Here is a 20,146-nt window from a genome sequence, read left to right on the forward strand (position 1 = left end):
CGTCTATGGAAACACACATGAAAAATACCTGTACCTCTTTGCAGCGCCGTCTGAGCATGTTGGCTGCCAGCATTGTTACGGCCTTTTCTTCTAACGCCGTGGCTCAGCAACCAGACCAGCCGCAAGCCGATGAGGTGGAAACCATTATGGTGACTGCCCGTAAGCGCACTGAAAGCCTGTTCGAATCCCCAACCGCGATCACATCCATCGGCGAGAAGCTGCTGGAAGACGCCAACGTAGGCAATCTGGATGACATTGGTAAGTACGTGCCGAACCTGAACATTTCTCGCTACGGTGTGGGAAATACCGGCCATGCGTCGATTTTTATCCGCGGCATCGGCTTGCAGGATCACATTATCACCACAGACCCGGGCGTGGGTGTGTATGTTGATGGGGTTTACCTGGGGCGCCAGATGGGTGCCAACCTGAGTCTGCCAAACATTGAGCGGGTAGAAGTACTCAGGGGCCCACAAGGTACCCTGTATGGTCGTAATACCCTGGGCGGCGCGGTCAACATCATCACCAAACAACCGGGTGATGAAGCCATGGCCCGTGTCACCGCCAAAGCCGGCTCACGCGGCCGACTGGCAACCGAACTGTACTATAACAATGAACTGACCGACCAGCTCAGTGTGTCCGCCAGCGGTGCGTTTAAACGCCGTGATGGTGTGGGTGAAGCCGTCAATCTGGCCAATCCTGAAAAAGAAATCGGTGAAGAGCAGGAATACAGTGCACGTCTGGCGGCCAAGTATCGCTTCAACAACGACGTATCCCTGTTGTGGTCTTTCGACATGGTGGACAACGAATCCGGCCAATCCCCTTACACCATTGAATTCACCACCCCGCTCGACCCGAACGACGTTTTCAACGGTGACTTCCCATTGTTGACGCCTGACCTGCTACCCTCAGACCCGGACGATCTGGGTACCACCGTTGCAGGTATCGAATCGACCGCTTATGAGGGCTGGGGAAGTGCCCTGACGCTGGCGTGGACAATCAATGAGCACATTGACAGCAAGTTGATTGGCAGTTATCGCACGTCGGAGTATGAAGGTGGCCTTGATGACGATGCCTCTCCGCTGAACCTGTCTGAATTTCCGGAAACCGGTGAAGCGGATCAGTACTCGTTGGAGCTTCAGGTTAACGGTGCCTATGACGGTTGGGACTTTGTGTCAGGACTGTATTTCTTCAATGAAGACGGGAAAACCGAATCTGGTCCTTGGGTATTTAGCCCGTTCAACACTCCTGATGGGTTGCTCAACGATGGTGTAACGCCGTCTTTCGGTGACTACGGTTTCTTCGATTTGCAACAGGAGACCAATGCCTACGCTGCTTACTTCAACGCTTCTGTTGATGTGACAGACAAACTCAGTGTTGGTGGTGGCCTGCGTTATTCGAAAGATGAAAAAGACGCCAATGCGATGTTCCCGAGTTTCGCCGAGCGCAAGTACCTGTCTGAGTCCTGGAGCGAAATTACCTGGGATATCAATGCCGCTTATCAATTGGACAACGGTCTGAACGTCTACGGCCAGATCCAAAAAGGCTATCAGACCGGTGGTTTCCCACCTCGTCCGTTCGGCGGTGCTGCGCAGTTTGTGTCGTTTGATGAAACTACCGCAATCAATTATGAAATGGGCTTCAAAGGCCGTCTTAGCAATGATTTCTCGTTACTGGCGGCGGTGTTTTACACCGAATACACTGACCTGGCGCTGCCCTTCTCCGATCCCACTGCCGGGGGCGGCTTTGTCACCATCGTCGAAAATGCCGGTGAGTCAGAAGCCCGTGGTATTGAGCTGGAAGCCACCTGGAATGTGACCGATGACTTCGTTATCCGCACGGCAGTAGGTTACCTGGACGCCGAAATCACTCAGGTTGATGACGGAGTGCTGGGCATCGGTGAAGGAGATGCGCCGGCCTTGACGCCTGAGTGGACAGTGATGATTGCGCCTTCGTATTTTGTCGACCTCGACAGCGGTGCAACCTTGTCGTTCAACGCCGATTATTCATTCCGCGATGAGATGCAGGGCCAGTCGGTCAATAATCCCAGTGAACGCATTGACGCCCGTGAACTGTTCGGTTTCAGCGTGACTTATCTGTCCGCTGCAGGAGACTGGCGGGTCAGTTTGTACGGTGAAAACGTGTTCAACGAGATTTACGATCAGGGACGCCTGCAGCAGTCAGGTTTCGTCGGCATCGTACGCAGCAATGATCGCAGTGAATTTGGCGTGCGATTCAGCAAGGAATTTGAGCTGTACTAACCAACAGCGATAGCACGATTATCCAAGGGCGCTGAGGCGCCCTTTTTTATTGCAGTGATCGTATACAACGGTTTGGACATACTTAGCTTACGCGGCTAGTCTTGTCGAACAACCTCAAAGGAGAACAACATGTTAGGTCGGATTGTAAGTGTACTTTGCCTGTTATGGTTAGCGCCTGGCTGGGCGGCGGTGACTGAAACGCCTGTGACCCTGCCGAATGATTTGGGAACTGCTGTTGTGTACAGTAACAGCGACGCAGCGTCACCGGGCGTGGGGATGATTGTTGTACACGAATGGTGGGGCTTGAATGACTACGCCCGTGAGCGTGCGCGGATGCTCGCCGAGCTGGGTCATACGGCCATCGCGGTGGACATGTACGGGCACGGAAAAGTGGCCGAACACCCAGACAACGCCAAAGGTTTCATGCAGGCCGCATTTAACGATCCCGACACCATGAATGCCCGCTTCAATGCGGCCAAAGCCATTCTGCTGGAAAACCCCAACGTCGACAAAGAACGGGTGTATGCGATGGGCTATTGCTTTGGTGGTGCCGTGGTATTGAATCAGGCGCGAATGGGCAATGATCTGGCCGGTGTTGCCAGTTTCCATGGTAGCCTGGGCTCCCAACTGGTTGCCGAAAAGGGCAAGGTCAAAGCCCGCATCCTGGTGGCCCACGGCGGCGCTGATCCGTTCGTTCCCCATGAACAGGTCAGTGCGTTTATGCAAGAGATGCTCGACGCGGGGGTCGACCTGCAGTTTCGCAATTATCCCGAAGCCAAACACAGCTTCACCAATCCGGGGGCGGACGAGAAAGGCAGCAAATACAACATGCCACTGGAATACAATGCCGAGGCCGACAACGACAGCTGGCAGGCATTACTGGCGTTTATTGACGAATAAGCCATGTGTGGTCGGTTTGCCAATCACGTTGGCGCCATGCATGGCTGGGATGCCGTGCTTGGAGACTGGCCCGGCAGTGGCCAGTTGAGTTTTAACGTTGCACCGACCCAGCCGGTTCCGGTGGTGCTCCGTGGCGGCACTGCAGTGATGCGATGGGGCATGATCCCGCCGTGGAGTGATACCCCCAATCCGAGCTTTTCCACCTTCAATGCCCGGCTTGACAGTGTGGCGCAAAAGCCCACGTTTCGTCACGCCTGGGCCCTTGGCCAGCGATGTTTAGTGCCGATTCTGGGCTATTATGAATGGCGTCAGCAAAATGGCCGCAAACAGCCGTATTTTGTGACCCGAGAAGACAAAGGACCCACGGTGTTAGCGGGGCTGTTTGAAACCGCCCATCGGGAAGGCTTTCCACCTTCATTCACCGTTCTGACTCGCCCTGCACAAGGGCAACTGGCCACGCTGCATCACGCCATGCCGGTAATGATCTCCGCAGAATCAGGACAGGCGTGGTTGCAGGATGATGTCGAGATGGCCTGGCAAATTGCTCATAAGGATACGCCACAAGGGATGTATTTCTATCCGGTGTCGCCGTCGGTAAACAATGTACGTTGGGACAATCCAGATGCCGTAAAGCCTCTGTCTGACACTGAAAAAGCGGATGATGCGGCGCAACAGGGGTTTGATTTTTAGCCCGTTTGCGGATTTCCCGGGTACAGTTGCAACATCCCACTGCTGCCCTGCAAATCGCCGATGATCCAAATCTGACCGAAGGGGTGGAAGCGGGGTAGAGACACCTGATCCAATTGTTGACGAATAATCGGCGTTCGCCACGCGGGGTGGGCGTTGCGGATCACCAGCCAGACCCGTTTTGCCTCATACCGACGGGTGCTCTTATGGGCCAGTATGCGATTGAGACTGTGTACCAGACGCAGATGAGGATCATCATCGCTCCACAGCTGCTTCAACGCATAACGGGTTTTTTGATCCAACTCCCGACCCAACAACAACATGGCTTCTTCTTCGCTGCCATACAGGTGAGCAATTTCCAGGTCAACCGGCTGTTCGCCAATCTTGCAGCTCAGGTCCGGTTTGCGCGGCAAGTTGCTGTGCAGCAAGGTGCCGGGAATACCGAATCGTTGTTGGTAGCAGCGCAGAAAGATTTCGCCGGCATGCTGTTCCAGCATGCGTTTTTCTTCATCACTGCTCAGCATAGGTTCCCTTATTAACAATGTGGCTGCAACTGACCAAACTTGCACCAATATCCCCAACCAGACGTCTAACGTCAACGGAAATTCTCCAACACAACCAGCCCGTCAGGGTGATCAGATTTCGCCTTGACCCGGATGCTAGTCGGGCAAAGGGGGTTAAACATTTTGGTTTTTTATCGCAATGATTGACGCATTGGACGGATCCGAGCTGTAAGTTATTTGCGACAGCCGCTAGAGTTACCGGCCTTAACGCCCAAGGGCTGGTTAAACAAGAAGAAAATGAAGGACTTAGGATGAAGTGTGTTGGCGTCTGGCGTTATCTGAGCGGATTTTTGCTGTTCGCGGGCAGTGCCTTGTGTGACGCACAGCCCCTGATCATCCCCGCCACGCAGAGCACCATTACCGTGGATGGCAGCATTGATGATCCGGGCTGGCAGGATGCCAGGGTCATCCAATTAAACTATGTGACCCGTCCGTTTGAGAACACCGCGCCTCCGGTCGCGACAGAAGTGCGGGTGGTTGAAAATGGTGAAATGCTGTTTGTGCGGTTCATTGCCGACGATCCTAATCCCGATGCAATCAGTGCGTTTTACCGGGATCGTGACGGGATCTGGAACGATGATATGGTGGGCATAAAGCTGGACACTTTCAATGATAGTCGTCTGGCTTATCAGTTCTTCATCAATCCTCTGGGGATCCAGGCGGACTCGATTGAAAATGAAATGACCGGCAGTGAAAGTGACAGCTGGGATGCCATCTGGCAGTCAGCCGGACAAATCACTGAGCAGGGCTTTGTGGTCGAGGTGGCCATTCCGCTGCGTATTCTGAATTTTAAAGAAGGTGAAGAACACAAGGTGTGGGGGGCTGAGTTTGTGCGCTTTTACCCCCGCAATGAGCGTCTGCGTATTTCTAACACGCCTCATGATCGCAACAATGCCTGTACCTTGTGCCAGCTCAGTGAAGTGTCCGGGTTTAAAGGCGCCAGTCAGAGTCAGAACCTGGCGCTGATCCCGACCCTGGTGCTGGGAAGAGGACGTAGCCGTGACCCCTACGAAAGCCTCGATTGGCAGGACGACACGGTGTTTGAACCTGGACTCGATCTGAAATGGGCCATCACCCCGGAAGTGTCGTTGCAGGGCACATTGAATCCGGATTTTTCACAAGTCGAAGCGGATGTTGCCCAACTCAGTATCAACAATACGTTTGCGCTGTATTTTGATGAAAAACGCCCGTTCTTTCTGGATAACGCCGACTATTTCGACACCAATCAGACACTGATCTATACCCGCAATATCGCCAGCCCGAATTACGGAGCCAAAGCCACCGGACGCATGGGTGATCATACCCTCGGTGTGTTCGTGGCGGACGATGAAAGCACGACCTTCCTGGTACCCGGAAACCTTGGCTCAGACATTGCCGTATTGGAAGAATCATCCACCAATCTGGGGCTGCGTTACCGCTACGATGTGAACGACGATGTCAGCCTGGGCGCGGCGTTTACCGCCCGTGAGTCGGACAATTATCACAATTATGTCGCCGGCTTCGACACCAAGGTTCAACTGACGGATCAGGATGTATTACGTGTTCAGTGGGTGGGTTCAAATACCCAGTATCCACTGGGTCTGTATCAGGATTTTTGTACAGACGGTGGCTGTGACAGCAGTGATCAATGGAGTGAGGCTGCGCTAAGACTTGATCACGAGGATGACTTCAACGGTCAGAGTTATCGGGTCAATTACCGTCATGAAGAGCGCAATTGGCATTTCAGGGCTGCCCATTACCATCAGGATCAGGATTACCGTGCTGATTTGGGTTTTGTGTCTGGCGTGGATCGTAATCAGACCGTGATCGGTGGCGGCTACGTGTGGCTCAGTGACGACAACTGGTGGAATGCTATCGAGGTATTTGGTGACTGGGATGTGACCTATAACGATGCCGGTGACATGCTGGAAAAAGAGACCGAAGTCTATCTCAGCATGAGCGGCAAATGGCAATCCTACATGGAAGTCGGCTTACTGCAGCGGGAGCGCAGTGGGTTGCGGCACGATCCGAGTATTACTCAGGTGAAAGGCAACACCCAGTGGTTTGCCGAGCAGATGGCCAGCACTTACATTGAGTTCCGCCCTGTCGCTGAAGTGCAGGCAAGTGTGTATGCCCGGCTGGGTGATCAGATCGATTTTGAAAACGATCGTCTCGGCGAACAGGTTTACATCAATCCGGAAATTTCCTGGAGCATTGGCCGACATTTGCAACTGGATGTGCGCCACACCTACAGCGCACTGGATGCCGACGGTCAGGATGTTTTCACCGCCAATCTGACCGATGCCCGCATGACGTACCAGTTTGACCAGCGGCAGTTTTTACGTTTGGTACTGGTGTATGCCGACATTGAACGTAATCCGGATAATTACCTCGAGCCCGTCGATCGCCGCTACCGCAGCCTCGGTACCCAATTGCTGTACAGCTACAAAGTCAATCCATTGACCAAGTTCTTCGTGGGTTATGCGGATTCGGCGTTTCAGGACGATCAGATCACGGCAATGACCAATACCGACAAATCGGTATTCATGAAAATCAGCTACGCCTGGTTGCAATAAGATCAGGCGATCAGCTCGTGAGTCTGTTCTGAAGGGTAGACGTCAACACGGTTGCGCCCCCGGCCTTTGGCCATGTACAGGGCTTCATCGGCTTCTGCGTATAACTGTTCAAAGCCAACATCACAGGGGCGGCAGGTCATGCCCAATGAGGCGGTCAGGTAGATCTCCCTACCCTCATAATGCAGGGGCGTCTGGGCAATCAGCGCACGTACGCGCTCAGCCACCTCCAACGAAGTGACCGCGTCGGTCTGGCCAAGAAAAATGGCAAACTCTTCACCACCAATTCGCCCGACAATGTCGTATTGTCTGAGCGCCTGTTTAAGGCTTTTTGCCACATGCACGAGCACCTCGTCACCACCGTGATGGCCGTATTGGTCGTTGATGTTTTTGAAGTAATCCAGATCCATGACCACCATGGTGACAAACCCTTCACTGCGCTGGCAGCGGGCCAGCTCAGACTCGACCGACTCGACAAAGCTGCGTCGGTTGGCCAGTTGGGTTAACTCATCGGTCAGGGCCAGATGGTGCAACTTTTCATTGCTGCGCTTGAGGCGGGATTCGGTGACTTTCTGGCGGGTAATGTCTTTGGTGTGAACCAGCAGTTCTCCGCTGTCCAGCAGGTGTTCGGAAAACAGCATCCAGCGACCGTCGACCAAATCCACTTCAAACAGACGAAATTCAGACTTACGTCGCACCGTACCCACGTAGGACAGCCAGTCATCAATGTCATTGGCTTCGATATTGAGGCCGCGCTTCTGGGTAAAGGCATGATGGACCAGGTCGGCGAAATTGCAGCCATCGGTACAGATATCTTCCAGACAAAAAATGTCCCGAAACACGTAATTGGAAAAAATCAGCTTATCGTTGGCGTCAAACACGCCATAGCCATCTTTGCTGGTGTCAATAAACCGCAATAGCAGGGCTGTGGTATCGCAGGATTGGGTCGGCATGGTGACGTTCCCGAAACGCTTTTTTTTACTATAGTCAATCTTGCCAGAAACGCTTAATTGCACATTGTGTTGTTTTGATTGCCGTGCTTTACCGGCTCAGAGTATGATGGCGACAGTGTTGTTAAGGAGTGAAACAAAATGGAGTTGTTGTTCGATTACGTGTTAACCGTTGAAGCGTTTTTGCTGGTGTTTGTGTTGGTGCTGCTTAAAGCATCGATCAAATTCGTGCCACAAAACCGTGCCTTTCTGATTGAGCGTTTCGGGCGTTATCAATCCACCAAAGAAGCCGGCCTTAACTTTATTGTTCCCTTCATTGACGTGGTCGCTGCCGACCGCTCGTTGAAAGAGCAGGCAGTGGATGTGCCCGAGCAAAGCGCGATCACCAAAGACAATATTTCGTTGCATGTTGATGGCGTGTTGTATTTCCGGGTGCTGGATCCCTACAAGGCCACTTACGGGGTTGAAAACTATGTGTTTGCCGTGACCCAACTGGCCCAGACCACCATGCGTTCCGAATTGGGTAAAATGGAGCTCGACAAAACCTTTGAAGAGCGGGATATGCTCAATACCAACATTGTGCGAGCCATCAACGATGCCGCGACGCCGTGGGGAATTCAGGTGTTGCGTTACGAAATTAAGGACATCATTCCGCCTAACTCTGTGATGGAAGCGATGGAAGCGCAAATGAAAGCCGAGCGGGTTAAACGGGCCCAGATCCTCGAATCTGAAGGTGATCGCCAGGCCGCAATCAACCGTGCAGAAGGCGAGAAAGCTGCAGTGGTACTGGCAGCCGAGGCAGATAAATCGGAACAGATCTTACGCGCCGAGGGTGAAGCCAAAGCCATCATTGCGGTTGCCGAAGCCCAGGCTGAAGCGTTGCGTCAGGTCGGTGAAGCGGCGAATACCGAAGAAGGTCAGAAAGCGATCCAGTTGGATCTGGCCACCAAAGCTATCGAGGCAAAACAAGCCATTGCGAAAGAGTCTTCGGTCGTGCTGTTGCCGGATGATAAAACCGATGCTGCCAGTCTGGTTGCTCAGGCCACCAGTATCATTCAGACATTGAATAAAGGATAGGCTGATGGAATGGTTTACACAGGACCTCCCCCAGCATCTGGTGATCCTCGGTCTGGCATTACTGGCCATTGAGATTCTGATCCTGGGGTTTAGCACCTTTGTGCTGTTTTTTGTCGGGGTCGCTTGTATCGTGGTTGGTGCACTGATGTATGTGCAGATTTTGCCCGATACCGGGTTGATTGCCATGGCCAGTGTTGCCGTACTGACGGCGCTGGAAGCCGCATTATTATGGAAGCCCCTCAAACGCATGCAGAGTCAGGTGGACAACAAACCGGCGCAAAACGACATGGTGGGCTATCATTGGCGGCTTGAGCAGGACATCAGTCCACAGCAACCGGGTGAGCATTCCTACAGTGGTATTCTGTGGCGGGTTGAAACACAGAATAGTATTCCTGCCGGTGCGGTTGTCAGGGTTGATCGGGTTGACGTGGGAGTGTTGTTTGTAAGCCCACAGACGCAAAACGACAGCCAGTAGATAGTGGAGTGCGACAATGTTTACCCGTGTGCCAGACGGCTTTATCAGTTTACTCAATACCCTGCTCAGAAACCCGTCTGTGGTCGGAGCGGAGCACGCGTTTTTCCGCGTATTGCAACGGGAGCTGGAAGAGCGTGGTGCAACGGTTAACTGGTACGAAGGATTATTGGTGGCCCAGGGGGCAAAGCCCGACAGTCTGTATTTGTCGGCCCATATTGACCGCCACGGCCTGATTTGTACCGGGCCAAACGAGTTTCAGTACGCAGCCTTTGTGGCCGGGGCTCGCTCCGATCTGCTCGGCAATTCGGTCAGTGAACAACTGATCCAGAAAATCGTCGACCGCTTTCAGGATGACGCGGTGTATGCCTATGAGCCATGGTCCGGCGCATACCGGGGGCAGGGAAAGATCACTTCATCGTATGTTTGCGAGCATCGCAATAACCTCATTTTTACCCTCGAAGGTCTGGCCCATCTGGTTGCCGGGACGCCGGTTGCTTTCAGTGATCGCCTCAAGGTCAGCGATGTCGCGCTGGTCGGTCAGCTGGACAATGTGCTGACGGCGGCGGCGTTGGTGTATTTGTTTGAATGTGGTTTTGAGGGGACTGCCTTCTTTACCGCCCAGGAAGAAGCCGGTAAAAGCTGGCGCTACTTGCTGGAGTGGTTCCGTCGTTTTGGCGGTCGTACCAATCAATTGATCGTGGTGGATACCAGTCCTTACCCAGACTTTGACGTGGCGTGTCAGCAGCACCTGGTGCTGCGTAACAAGGATGCCAACGCACCGTTTAACGCTGCACTGACCGAACGTCTGGCTTCTGTGTGTGCCAGTATGGGTTATACCTGCCAATACAAAGATGCTTATGTCGAGCGCCGCAATCTTGACCTTGTCAGTCAGGGCCTGGAGCCTATGTCGTTGGGTTCCACCGAAATGGGGCGTATCGTACAAGCCTCCGGTGGGCTGGTGGACGGTACCACCCTGCAAATCCCCACTTCGGGTTATCACACCATGGAAGAAACCGCGCCGATTGACGCTGTGTTGGCGTTTCTGAACGTGCTTGTGCATGGCCACAAGCAGTTGAACAGTTCATCCTGACCGTGCCATTCCACTGTTGCCGCCGAATCATTTTGGCTTGTGCAACCTTTCTGCTACCCTAGCGCCCGTTTTTTGGCGGCGCGTTGTGTCGACCCGGTGATAGGCAAGAGGAGTTCAAGGTGATAGGTGAGATTGCGGCATTGAGCACGGCGTTGTGTTGGGCTATCGCAGCGCGCATGTTTCGGGTGTTAGGGGCAAGTTTTTCGCCGTTGGCACTGAATTTCTGGAAAGGCCTGGCGGCGATCGGCATCTTGTTGGTCATTACCCAGTTTTTTCTGCCGGCAGTGTCGCTACCCAACAGTGCAATCTATTGGCTATTGCTCAGCGGTGTTATCGGCATCGGCCTGGGTGATACGTTTTTTTTCCAGGCACTGAACAAAATCGGCGACAGTCAATCCATTCTGGTGGCTGAGACCCTCGCCCCCATTTTCACCGCCCTGTTGGCGATGGCATGGATCGCCGAATGGCTGACCTGGCAGCAATGGGTTGGGGTAGCGATGGTACTGTTTTCGGTCGATGTTGTAATAAAACTGCAAAAGCGGGATACCCAACAGATTTTCGAAGCCTCCGGTTATGTGTATGCGGCGCTGGCAGCACTTTGTCAGGCGGTGGGGGCAGTGATCAGCCGGGACATTCTGACCGAGACGGGCGTAGACGCCTTCAATGCCAGCCAGGTGCGCCTGATAGGCGGTATGGCAATGATTGTGTTGCTGATGGTGGTCACCCGGCAACGCTGGATGCCGATAACGCTAAACAAAATGCGCACCTGGCGACTGTTCGCAGGGGCCACCGTGATCGGCACCTTTGCGGCTCTGTATCTGCAAATGCTGGCCTTCACCTATACCAAAGCCGCGGTGGTTCAAACCTTGTTTGCAACCAGTGTGATCTTGTCATTGCTGGTCGCCAAAGTGCTGGGTGAAAAAGTTAACGGCAAGACTGCGATCTGGTCGGTTTTTGCCCTGGTGGGCGTGGCTGTGCTGGTGGCCGCTGAGCACCTTTAGTCCCCTCGAAGCGACACGCAATCGGCAAGTTCAGGGGCGCGATTAAATTCCCTTGTGTTCCGTGACCAGTTTATATACAATTCGCGCCCTTAAATCAGCCATACATTATCGTTCCTTGTCTCGACACAGTTTGGCTGTGCTGTAAGAGGCTACAACCGTAAGGAGCAGACATGCGTCATTACGAAATCGTGTTCATGGTCCACCCTGACCAGAGCGAACAAGTACCAGGTATGATCGAGCGTTATACTGGTATCATCACCAAAGACGGCGGAACTATCCACCGTTTGGAAGATTGGGGCCGTCGTCAACTGGCTTACCCAATCGAAAAACTGCACAAAGCACACTACGTTCTGATCAATGCTGAAGCATCTGCAGAAGCGATTGAAGAGCTTGAAACTGCTTTCCGATTCAACGACATCGTGCTGCGTAACATGGTTATGCGTACCAAAGGTGCTGTGACTGAACAGTCTCCTATGGCGAAAGAAGAGCGTCGCGAAGAGCGTCGTGAAAAGCGCGAAGATAAGCCTGCTGCTACTGAAGCGGCTGCTGAAAGCAACGAATAAGGAGACAGATAATGGCTCGTTTTTTCCGTCGTCGTAAATTCTGCCGCTTCTCTGCTGAGGGCGTAGAGCAAATCGACTACAAAGACATCGCTACCCTGAAGAACTACATCACGGAAAGTGGCAAAATCGTCCCTAGCCGTATCACAGGTACCAGTGCGAAGTATCAGCGTCAGTTGTCAACCGCTATCAAGCGTGCGCGCTTCCTGGCGTTGTTGCCTTACACTGATTCTCACAAGTAATCGTTGGCGTAATTAAGAGGTAGCAAAGATGGAAATCATTCTACTAGACAAAATCGCCAACCTGGGCGGTTTGGGTGACCAGGTAAACGTAAAATCTGGTTACGCACGTAACTTCCTGTTCCCTAAAGGTAAAGCAGTTCCTGCAACCAAAGCGAACGTGGAAAAGTTTGAACAGCGTCGTGCAGAGCTGGAAGCGAAAATCGCTGAACAGCTGAAAGCTGCTGAAGGCCGTGCTGAGAAATTGGCCGCGTTGGAAAACGTGACCATCGCAGCACCTGCTGGTGACGAAGGTAAATTGTTCGGTTCTGTTGGTACGCGTGACATCGCTGACGCCATCACCGCTGCTGGTGTTGACGTTGCTAAAGCTGAAGTTAAGCTGCCAATGGGCACACTGCGTGAAACCGGTGAGTTCGAGATTGACCTGCAGTTGCACTCAGACGTAATGACCACCATCAAATTGGTGATCGTTGCTGAGTAAGCCTGTCTAGGTTTGCAGTCTTAAAAACACCGCCCCAAGGGCGGTGTTTTTTTATGTCTTGTCGGCGCGCTTGGCCAGTCGTTCCTGCCACAGCGGTTCCAACGACGGCAGCGTCGCCCATTGTGACAGCAACGATGCGCTGGCCTGTTGATCATAGATGACCCGCACCAGGCTAGCTACCGACATGCCGGGATGTGGCTGTGCCGTTCTTTCGACGGAATATCCCTTCTGCAGGGTTCCACCTTCTAACACCCGAAAATACCAGCCACAGATGGCCCGTTTGGCGATAAATTTGTCCACATCAGGCCAGTTCAGGCGGTGATTGATTTTCCAGCAAGGGATGCGCGGTCCACTGACCTGCAAGACCACCTCGCCCATACGGTAGGTATCACCGATGCATACCGATTCATCATCCATATCAGCGATAGTCAGATTCTCACCTAATACCCCGGGATGAAGCGAGCGGTGCAGCAACGGAAAGCGTTTGTTCAGGATCTCATAACCAACCAGGCTGTATTGGTGGAGTGCCTTGTGAGGGCCGCCGTGAAATCGTCGATCGGCCTGGGTGTCGGTTACGATGCCTTGTGCTTCGATGACAACACTGTCCTGAGGTTGTTTGACAATGGCGGAAGACTCCTGGCGCGGACCAAATGTTTTTGCCGTTCCGGCGTACAAGCCCTCAATAACCATAAAATCGTCCTTCTGATTTTTTTGCATGAATTTTTTGGTGCTTTAAACCTTTGTGAATTACCCTGCGACTAATCTTTCAAAGCAACACAGATGACAGAACACATTGATGACACAAGGAACCGTTGTCGCTGCCGCTGACACCTTCGCAGAAAAGAGCGAACGGGATTTGATTGCGGCAGTGCAACAAGGGGATAAAAACGCCTATCACAAACTTTACCACGCCTACATCGGCCAGGTATACGGTTTGTGCTATCGCCTGGCGGGCGACCGCGGGCTGGCGGAGGATGCTGCGCAAGAAGTGTTTATTCAACTGTGGCGGAAGATCGGAAATTTTAAAGGTGACAGTAAATTTTCGACCTGGTTACACAGCGTGACGAGCAACGTGTGCATCTCATACATACGCAAACAAAAAGGCTGGTTTCAGCGCATGTTTAACATCGAGGATACCGACGCTGCCAATGAAGTGGCCGAACCTTCCAGTGCGGAAGTGTGTTTGGATGACTACATTCAGCGGTTGCCGGAACGGGCGCGAATGGTGTTTGTTTTACACGCCATTGAAGGGTATCGGCATGAGGAAATTGCCACCATGTTGGGTATGGCCGTTGGCTCGAGCAAAGCGCAATTCCACCGCGCGAAGCAACTATTGAAGGAGTGGATGGGGTATGACTAAACAGCAATTTGATGCGCAGCTTGAAGCGCAACTGGCTGAGCTTCCCAAAGCGCAGATGCCACAACGGGATCTCTGGCCGGGCATTGAATTGGCGTTGGCCCGTGAAGAACAGCACGACGATGCTCGTTCATCCGCAGGCGATAACCGCCGCACGGTGGTGTGGGCATCACTGGCTGCCAGCGTGGCAGTGGTGGGCCTGGTGGGCGTGTTGAGCCTGCGTAGTCCGGCACCACAACTGGATGGCATGCAGTTGGTTAATGCCCTCAGTGCACAGCATGAACAACAAAAAAATGCCTTGCTGGTGAAATTTCAGGATCAACCGGCGTTGACCCAAAACTGGCAACAGCAACTGGATGAACTCGATTCTGCATCGGAAGCCATTAAAGCGGCACTCGATCAGGATCCCGACAATATGGCACTGCTGAAGATGCTACAGAAGGTTCACCAGCAACAGATTGATTTGATCGAACGGGTTCACTCACCCAAGTGGCAACAAATTTAATGGCTCCCCAACAACGGCGAGCTGCAACACAGGACAGTATGATGAAGCAATTACTGATAACGTCGACCCTCTGTTTGTTTTCTTCCCTGGTATGGGCGGGAGAGCAAATTGATCGCACCCTCGAAGCCGCTGCCAGTGGTTATGTCGAAATTGAGCATGTCAATGGATACGCCACGATCAGGGGCTGGGATAAAAACCAGGTTCAGGTGAAAGGTGAACTCGGCGATAAGACCGACGAGTTTATTTTTGAGCGGGATGGTAATGAAGTGGTGATTAAAGTCGAGGTGGAAAAACGCCGCGGCAGCTGGACCAACTGGGGCAATGATGATGGCGACAAACTGGAAATTTTTGTGCCGATTGGCAGTCGCGTCAGTTATACCTCAACCAATGCCGATGTCGAGGTTAAAGACATCAATGGCGGCGCGAGCATTGAAACGGTTAACGGTGAAATCGATGTCAGTGCACTGCAGGGGCGGGTGCGACTGGAAGCGGTGAATGGTGATATCAATGCCACGGATCTGGCTGGGGATGTCAAAATTGAAACCGTCAATGGTGACATCAAGGACCGCAACACCCGCGCGACTGATGTGACCTATGAAAGTGTTAACGGTGACATTGATGTGCAAGCCGAAGTGGAAGAGTTCCGTGCAGAAACGGTTAACGGAGATATGGAGCTGAATTTGGGTACGGTCAAACTGCTCAACGTCAACACCGTCAATGGCAGTATTGAAACCCAAATGACGCTGGCCCGTAAAGCCGATGTCCGGGCGACCTCTGTCGGTGGCAAGATTGAACTGGGTTTTCGTGGCGATGTATCAGCACACTTTGACATTGAAGCACATGCCGGTGGCAGCATCAGTAATGGCCTTAGCGATGACCGTGAGAACAAAGCCAAATACGGCCCCGGCCGTTGGTTAGAATTCTCTGTCGGTGGTGGTGACGGCAAAGTGGATGTGTCAACGGTAAGTGGTCGTATCAAGCTGGTACGCTTGTGAGGTGAATCGACTGACATCAGAAAGCGTGGCTAAAGGCCACGCTTTTTTTTATCCCTGCAGTGCGTTTACCCACACTGGACTTTCCTGTCAGCGATGCTTTTTATATGCCGATATTTAGCGCATAATATGACCCTTAATCGTTACCCGGTTGGCCAGTGTGAAAGTTGTATCCCAGAACAGTCCCGACAAAAAAATTGAGAAACTGAAGATACCGCCCCATTCCATGGAGGCAGAGCAATCAGTATTGGGCAGTATGTTGATTGCCCCCGATTCATGGGACAAGGTGGCCGAAATCGTGGTGGTGGATGATTTTTACAATCGCTCCCATCAGTTAATTTATAAAGCCATCCTGAACTTGTTGGGTAACAACCAGCCGGTCGACCTGATCACTGTGTCCGAAGCCTTGGAAAAAGCCGATGCGCTGGAAGATGCGGGTGGCTTTGCGTACCTCGGTGAGTTGGCCAAAAATACCCCCAGCGCGGCCAACGTGGTGGCTTACGCCGAAATCATTAAAGAGCGAGCCATCACCCGTGAACTGATTGGCGTGGCTCATGATATTGCCGAGGTGGGTTACAACCCGGAAGGACGTGACAGCTCGGAAATTCTGGATCTGGCCGAAAGCAAGGTGTTCGAAATTGCCGAAAAGCGTACCGGTAGTAACGAAGGCCCCAAAGGCGTTGAAATGGTACTGGGCAAGACCATTGACCGCCTTGAAGCACTGATCAAAAACAACAAAGAAGTGACCGGTGTTTCCACCGGTTACAACGATTTGGATAAGAAAACCAGTGGTCTGCAACCCTCGGATCTGATCATCGTTGCCGCCCGTCCCTCGATGGGGAAAACCACCTTTGCCATGAACTTGTGCGAAAACGCCATGTTGCTGGAAGAAAAGCCGGTGTTGGTATTCAGTCTGGAGATGCCTGCAGAGCAGATCATGATGCGTATGCTGGCCTCCCTGAGCCGGGTAGATCAGACCAAAATCCGTACGGCGCAGCTGGATGACGAAGACTGGGCACGGATCTCCAACACCATGGCGATGTTGAAAGACAAGAACAACCTGTTTATCGACGATTCGTCAGGCCTGACACCAATGGAAGTGCGTACCCGGGCACGTAAAATTGCGCGGGAGCATGGTGGCATCAGTATGATCATGGTCGATTACCTGCAGTTGATGCAGGTGCCATCATTGTCCGATAACCGTACTCTGGAAATTGCCGAAATCTCCCGTTCACTGAAGGCCTTGGCGAAGGAACTGGAAGTGCCGGTGGTGGCCTTGTCGCAGCTTAACCGTAGTCTTGAGCAGCGTGCCGACAAACGTCCGGTAAACTCGGATTTGCGTGAATCAGGCTCTATCGAGCAGGATGCTGACTTGATCATGTTCATTTACCGGGATGAGGTTTATCACGAGAACAGTGAGCTTAAAGGCATCTCTGAAATCATCATCGGTAAGCAACGGAACGGCCCAATAGGTACCGTCCGATTGACCTTCCAGGGGCAATTCTCACGCTTCGACAACTATGCCGGTCCGGCATACTCTGACGAATAATTCGCCGATAATTAATTTACCTGCTGGTCAATTCCCTCTAGTATGACTGCATCATGGCTCAGTGGACGGTGCAGTGAGAAGGTTATTGAGCAGCTTATTGTGGGTATGGGCTCTGTGGTCCGGTAGTGCCTGGGGCGTAGATATTTCTCAGTTGCCCAGTGATAAGTCTGTCACTCCCGTGGTTTTGTACGCAACCACTCAGGCCTGTGACGGCTATGAGCCAACCACACTCGCCGAATGCCCGGCACTACAACTCAGTGATGATTCCGTGATCAATTTGGGATTCACTGATGATGAATACTGGTTCACTTTCTCACTGCTAAACACCCGGTCTAAAGCCCATTCAGCCTACGTTGAAATTGCCTACCCGTTATTGGATCACATCGATTTTAACGTGGTGAGCGATGGCAAGGTTATTGCGCATTATTCGCTGGGCGACCGTCAGCCTTATGCACAACGTTTGGTTAATAATCCGAACTTTATTGTACCGGTCGACATCCCCGCCAATCAGAGTGTCACCATTGTTTTTGAAGTGAGTACGGGCTCGTCCATGCAGGTGCCTGTGCATGTATGGGCCAGCGAAACCATGGTGTCAGCCAAGGCATTCGAATTGTTACTGGCAGGGTTGTTTATCGGCGCTATGTTCGTCATGGGCGGCTACAACTGTATGTTGTATTTCTCTACCCGGGATCGCAGTTACCTGTTGTTTGCCTCGATGTTGTTTTTCTACGGACTGGTCGAGAGTGATTTACTGGGTATCAGCTACGCGTTGTTGTGGCCTGACTCTCCGGCATGGAACAACATGAGTCTGGTGGTAGTCAGTATGGGGGCGCTGAGCAGTCTGGCACTGTTTTCAAAAACCTTTTTGCAATTGGCTCGCAACAGCCGCAAAACCCGTTTTCTGTTAAATCTGTGCCTGGGCCTGTGCACCTTGATTCTGCTGTTGACACCGATGCTCAGTTATCGCTCTTTGATCATGGTGACGGCAGCGTTGGTAGGAATTATCCCCGCACTAGCCTATGTCAAAAGCGTACAGTTGTGGTATCAGGGCGTACAGAGTGCGCGCTATTTTGTGGTGGCGTTTTCCTTGTTCGTGGCCTGTGCAGGCTTTTTTGCGATCAGCAAATTTGGCGGCTTCGACCGCAGTTTTTTTACTGAGTATTCGATTCATTTTGGTGCCATTTCGGTGGTCACCCTGATTTCCCTGGCCCTGGCCGATCAGGTCAACGCGGAGCGAAGGGACAAAGAAAAAGCCCAGTCCGAAGCGATCCACTCGTTAAACAATTTTGCTTCTATCTATAACAATTCCACCGAAGGGCTGGTCAGCCTGGATGCAAATGGTCGTTTCACTGCCGCCAATCCGGCCTTTCTCGCCATGTTCGGTGTGTCATCATTGCAGCAATTGCAGACCCACTTTGACACCCTGGATGATTTGCAAATGCAGCCAGGGCAGGGCCTGTTAACCCGAATTCTCGCCCTTGGAGGATTGCATCATCACGATGTTCGCTGTCAACGGGCCGATGGTGAGGCATTCTGGGCAATGATCAACAGTCGAATCGAACGGGACGACAATCATCATATCGTGTCGATTGAATGTTCGATGCAGGATATATCTGAGCGCAAACAAACCGAAGGGCAGCTCCGATATCTGGCGGATTATGACCAGTTGACTGGACTGATCAACCGTAATGCTTTCCAGGAACGGCTCGATCGCCTGATCACCCAGGCCAGGGAGCACCCAGGCGAACATGCGTTGCTGTACATCGATCTGGATCGGTTCAAATTGGTCAACGATACCTGTGGCCACCTGGCAGGTGACGAATTGCTGAAACAATTGGCAGTATTGTTCACTCAGCATGTGCGACAGCGCGACGCAACGGCGCGCATTGGTGGGGATGAATTTGCCATTTTGCTGGAGCATTGTACCGTCGACAAGGCCACCAAAGTCGCAGACACATTGAAGACGGCGCTCAGCAAGTACCGCTTTAGCTGGCAGGGAAAGCACTTTGATGTGGGGGCCAGTATCGGGGTCGTGCCGATCAATCAATATTCCCAGGGCATGGTAAATCTGATGAACCTGGCTGACTCAGCCTGTTTGCTGGCCAAAGAACAGGGACGTAATCGTGTGGTGGTGCATGATGAAACGGAAACACTGAGTGAACGCATCCGTGCCAAAGACTTGCTGACCACGATTCACCAGGCCATCGACGGAAATGATTTTATCCTCTACGGCCAACCTATCGTGGATCTGAAAAACCCTGACTTTAAAGGCTATGAAGTGCTGTTGCGTCTCGAAGCTGGCGAACAGATCATCGGCCCGGGCGTGTTTATTCCAACTGCGGAACGCTACAACGTGATGGCCAAGATTGATCGTTGGGTGATTGAACATGCAATGGCGTATTTGGCGGAATGTGACTTGTCATCCACCCAGTTAGTGACCATCAACCTCAGTGGCCAGACACTTTCCGATCCGGATTTTCTGCCATTGTTGATAGATCAGTTGGCCGCGTACCCTCATTTGGCGCAATTTCTGTGCTTTGAATTGACAGAAAGTGCGGCATTAAACAATCTATCGGACTCCTCTGCGCTGGTTCAAAAGATGAAAGAGATGGGGGTCAAATTTGCCGTGGACGACTTTGGTAGTGGGTATGCTTCCTACAGTTATCTGACCCAACTGCCGATCGACTATGTGAAAATAGACGGTTCGTTTTGTCAGAACATTGATACCGATCCGCTGTTGCAGACCATTGTTAAGTCGATCACCGAGATTTGTCACATGATGGACACCAAAGTGATCGCTGAGTTTGTTGAATCCCAGGCCGCGCTGGATTGTCTGGTCGGGTTGGGCGTGGATATGGCGCAAGGCTTCTATCTGGGTAAACCGGCACCGTTAACAGAAATATAAGCGGC

At 52.4% G+C, this 20,146-nt stretch carries 19 protein-coding genes; 16 read left to right on the forward strand and 3 right to left on the reverse strand.

Features of this window, described 5'->3' with window-relative positions; translation table 11 throughout:
- Positions 1-17 precede the first annotated feature (17 nt).
- The 3 genes from LJ739_RS15565 (at position 18) to LJ739_RS15575 (ending at position 3,848) form a co-directional block, all read left to right on the forward strand.
- Entirely contained in the window at positions 18-2,258 is a 2,241-nt protein-coding gene (locus LJ739_RS15565) for a TonB-dependent receptor (protein ID WP_229162008.1), read from the forward strand.
- 129 nt (positions 2,259-2,387) lie between these two features.
- Positions 2,388-3,158: a dienelactone hydrolase family protein gene (locus LJ739_RS15570; protein WP_229162010.1), complete on the forward strand. Its 771-nt coding sequence runs from the start codon at positions 2,388-2,390 to the stop codon at positions 3,156-3,158.
- A 3-nt stretch (positions 3,159-3,161) separates the two neighbouring features.
- Positions 3,162-3,848, forward strand: a complete 687-nt coding sequence (locus tag LJ739_RS15575; RefSeq protein WP_229162011.1) for an SOS response-associated peptidase — start codon at positions 3,162-3,164, stop codon at positions 3,846-3,848.
- On the opposite strand, the gene LJ739_RS15580 is transcribed toward LJ739_RS15575, so the two are convergent.
- Entirely contained in the window at positions 3,845-4,369 is a 525-nt protein-coding gene (locus tag LJ739_RS15580; RefSeq protein WP_229162012.1) for a hypothetical protein, read from the reverse strand. The genes LJ739_RS15575 and LJ739_RS15580 overlap by 4 nt on opposite strands.
- Before the next feature lie 290 nt (positions 4,370-4,659).
- On the opposite strand from LJ739_RS15580, the gene LJ739_RS15585 reads away from it, so the two are divergent.
- Positions 4,660-6,963, forward strand: coding sequence for a carbohydrate binding family 9 domain-containing protein (locus LJ739_RS15585; protein ID WP_229162013.1), 2,304 nt, complete (start codon positions 4,660-4,662; stop codon positions 6,961-6,963).
- A gap of 2 nt (positions 6,964-6,965) precedes the next feature.
- Here LJ739_RS15585 and LJ739_RS15590 read toward each other — a convergent pair whose 3' ends face one another.
- Positions 6,966-7,913 (reverse strand): GGDEF domain-containing protein, encoded by a 948-nt coding sequence (locus LJ739_RS15590; RefSeq protein ID WP_229162014.1) that lies wholly within the window; start codon positions 7,911-7,913, stop codon positions 6,966-6,968.
- A 138-nt stretch (positions 7,914-8,051) separates the two neighbouring features.
- On the opposite strand from LJ739_RS15590, the gene LJ739_RS15595 reads away from it, so the two are divergent.
- The 7 genes from LJ739_RS15595 to rplI all read left to right on the forward strand — a co-directional run bounded on the left by LJ739_RS15595 (position 8,052) and on the right by rplI (position 12,833).
- Positions 8,052-8,987: an SPFH domain-containing protein gene (locus LJ739_RS15595; protein WP_229162015.1), complete on the forward strand. Its 936-nt coding sequence runs from the start codon at positions 8,052-8,054 to the stop codon at positions 8,985-8,987.
- A gap of 4 nt (positions 8,988-8,991) precedes the next feature.
- Entirely contained in the window at positions 8,992-9,462 is a 471-nt protein-coding gene (locus LJ739_RS15600; RefSeq protein WP_229162016.1) for an NfeD family protein, read from the forward strand.
- Between the two features lie 16 nt (positions 9,463-9,478).
- Entirely contained in the window at positions 9,479-10,552 is a 1,074-nt protein-coding gene (locus LJ739_RS15605) for a peptidase M42 (protein ID WP_229162017.1), read from the forward strand.
- A 122-nt stretch (positions 10,553-10,674) separates the two neighbouring features.
- Positions 10,675-11,553, forward strand: coding sequence for a DMT family transporter (locus LJ739_RS15610; protein ID WP_229162114.1), 879 nt, complete (start codon positions 10,675-10,677; stop codon positions 11,551-11,553).
- A 170-nt stretch (positions 11,554-11,723) separates the two neighbouring features.
- Positions 11,724-12,116, forward strand: coding sequence for a 30S ribosomal protein S6 (rpsF, locus tag LJ739_RS15615; RefSeq protein WP_229162019.1), 393 nt, complete (start codon positions 11,724-11,726; stop codon positions 12,114-12,116).
- Between the two features lie 11 nt (positions 12,117-12,127).
- The gene (gene rpsR / locus LJ739_RS15620; RefSeq protein ID WP_229162020.1) at positions 12,128-12,355 is read left to right on the forward strand and encodes a 30S ribosomal protein S18; all 228 of its coding nucleotides are present in this window, start codon (positions 12,128-12,130) and stop codon (positions 12,353-12,355) included.
- A 28-nt stretch (positions 12,356-12,383) separates the two neighbouring features.
- Positions 12,384-12,833 (forward strand): 50S ribosomal protein L9, encoded by a 450-nt coding sequence (rplI, locus tag LJ739_RS15625; protein WP_229162023.1) that lies wholly within the window; start codon positions 12,384-12,386, stop codon positions 12,831-12,833.
- 51 nt (positions 12,834-12,884) lie between these two features.
- Here rplI and LJ739_RS15630 read toward each other — a convergent pair whose 3' ends face one another.
- Complete coding sequence (locus LJ739_RS15630; protein WP_229162024.1) at positions 12,885-13,523, reverse strand: MOSC domain-containing protein; 639 nt, start codon at positions 13,521-13,523, stop codon at positions 12,885-12,887.
- Between the two features lie 106 nt (positions 13,524-13,629).
- Here LJ739_RS15630 and LJ739_RS15635 point away from each other — a divergent pair, with 106 nt between their 5' ends.
- The 5 genes from LJ739_RS15635 to LJ739_RS15655 all read left to right on the forward strand — a co-directional run bounded on the left by LJ739_RS15635 (position 13,630) and on the right by LJ739_RS15655 (position 20,141).
- Positions 13,630-14,193, forward strand: a complete 564-nt coding sequence (locus LJ739_RS15635) for an RNA polymerase sigma factor (protein WP_229162025.1) — start codon at positions 13,630-13,632, stop codon at positions 14,191-14,193.
- Positions 14,186-14,695: a hypothetical protein gene (locus tag LJ739_RS15640; RefSeq protein ID WP_229162026.1), complete on the forward strand. Its 510-nt coding sequence runs from the start codon at positions 14,186-14,188 to the stop codon at positions 14,693-14,695. Before LJ739_RS15635 ends, LJ739_RS15640 begins: the two co-directional genes overlap by 8 nt.
- 41 nt (positions 14,696-14,736) lie before the next feature.
- Positions 14,737-15,690 carry a DUF4097 family beta strand repeat-containing protein gene (locus LJ739_RS15645; RefSeq protein WP_229162027.1) on the forward strand — a complete coding sequence of 318 codons (954 nt, stop codon included), beginning with the start codon at positions 14,737-14,739 and terminating at the stop codon, positions 15,688-15,690.
- Positions 15,691-15,847: 157 nt separating this feature from the next.
- A complete protein-coding gene (gene dnaB / locus LJ739_RS15650) occupies positions 15,848-17,236 on the forward strand; it encodes a replicative DNA helicase (protein WP_229162028.1) in 1,389 nt (462 codons plus the stop codon).
- Positions 17,237-17,309: 73 nt separating this feature from the next.
- Complete coding sequence (locus LJ739_RS15655) at positions 17,310-20,141, forward strand: EAL domain-containing protein (protein ID WP_229162029.1); 2,832 nt, start codon at positions 17,310-17,312, stop codon at positions 20,139-20,141.
- Positions 20,142-20,146 lie beyond the last annotated feature (5 nt).

The organism is Fluctibacter halophilus, assembly GCF_020687825.1.
GTDB lineage: Bacteria > Pseudomonadota > Gammaproteobacteria > Enterobacterales > Alteromonadaceae > Fluctibacter > Fluctibacter halophilus.

Excerpts from the sequence above, each read along its gene's own strand:
- LJ739_RS15645 (WP_229162027.1), top strand. The coding sequence starts at position 14,737 with ATGAAGCAATTACTGATAACGTCGACCCTCTGTTTGTTTTCTTCCCTG.
- LJ739_RS15570 (WP_229162010.1), top strand. The coding sequence starts at position 2,388 with ATGTTAGGTCGGATTGTAAGTGTACTTTGCCTGTTATGGTTAGCGCCT.
- rplI (WP_229162023.1), top strand. The coding sequence starts at position 12,384 with ATGGAAATCATTCTACTAGACAAAATCGCCAACCTGGGCGGTTTGGGT.
- LJ739_RS15640 (WP_229162026.1), top strand. The coding sequence starts at position 14,186 with ATGACTAAACAGCAATTTGATGCGCAGCTTGAAGCGCAACTGGCTGAG.
- LJ739_RS15635 (WP_229162025.1), top strand. The coding sequence starts at position 13,630 with ATGACACAAGGAACCGTTGTCGCTGCCGCTGACACCTTCGCAGAAAAG.
- LJ739_RS15605 (WP_229162017.1), top strand. The coding sequence starts at position 9,479 with ATGTTTACCCGTGTGCCAGACGGCTTTATCAGTTTACTCAATACCCTG.
- LJ739_RS15580 (WP_229162012.1), bottom strand. The coding sequence starts at position 4,369 with ATGCTGAGCAGTGATGAAGAAAAACGCATGCTGGAACAGCATGCCGGC.
- LJ739_RS15630 (WP_229162024.1), bottom strand. The coding sequence starts at position 13,523 with ATGGTTATTGAGGGCTTGTACGCCGGAACGGCAAAAACATTTGGTCCG.
- LJ739_RS15575 (WP_229162011.1), top strand. The coding sequence starts at position 3,162 with ATGTGTGGTCGGTTTGCCAATCACGTTGGCGCCATGCATGGCTGGGAT.
- rpsF (WP_229162019.1), top strand. The coding sequence starts at position 11,724 with ATGCGTCATTACGAAATCGTGTTCATGGTCCACCCTGACCAGAGCGAA.
- rpsR (WP_229162020.1), top strand. The coding sequence starts at position 12,128 with ATGGCTCGTTTTTTCCGTCGTCGTAAATTCTGCCGCTTCTCTGCTGAG.
- LJ739_RS15565 (WP_229162008.1), top strand. The coding sequence starts at position 18 with ATGAAAAATACCTGTACCTCTTTGCAGCGCCGTCTGAGCATGTTGGCT.
- LJ739_RS15590 (WP_229162014.1), bottom strand. The coding sequence starts at position 7,913 with ATGCCGACCCAATCCTGCGATACCACAGCCCTGCTATTGCGGTTTATT.
- LJ739_RS15585 (WP_229162013.1), top strand. The coding sequence starts at position 4,660 with ATGAAGTGTGTTGGCGTCTGGCGTTATCTGAGCGGATTTTTGCTGTTC.
- LJ739_RS15595 (WP_229162015.1), top strand. The coding sequence starts at position 8,052 with ATGGAGTTGTTGTTCGATTACGTGTTAACCGTTGAAGCGTTTTTGCTG.
- LJ739_RS15600 (WP_229162016.1), top strand. The coding sequence starts at position 8,992 with ATGGAATGGTTTACACAGGACCTCCCCCAGCATCTGGTGATCCTCGGT.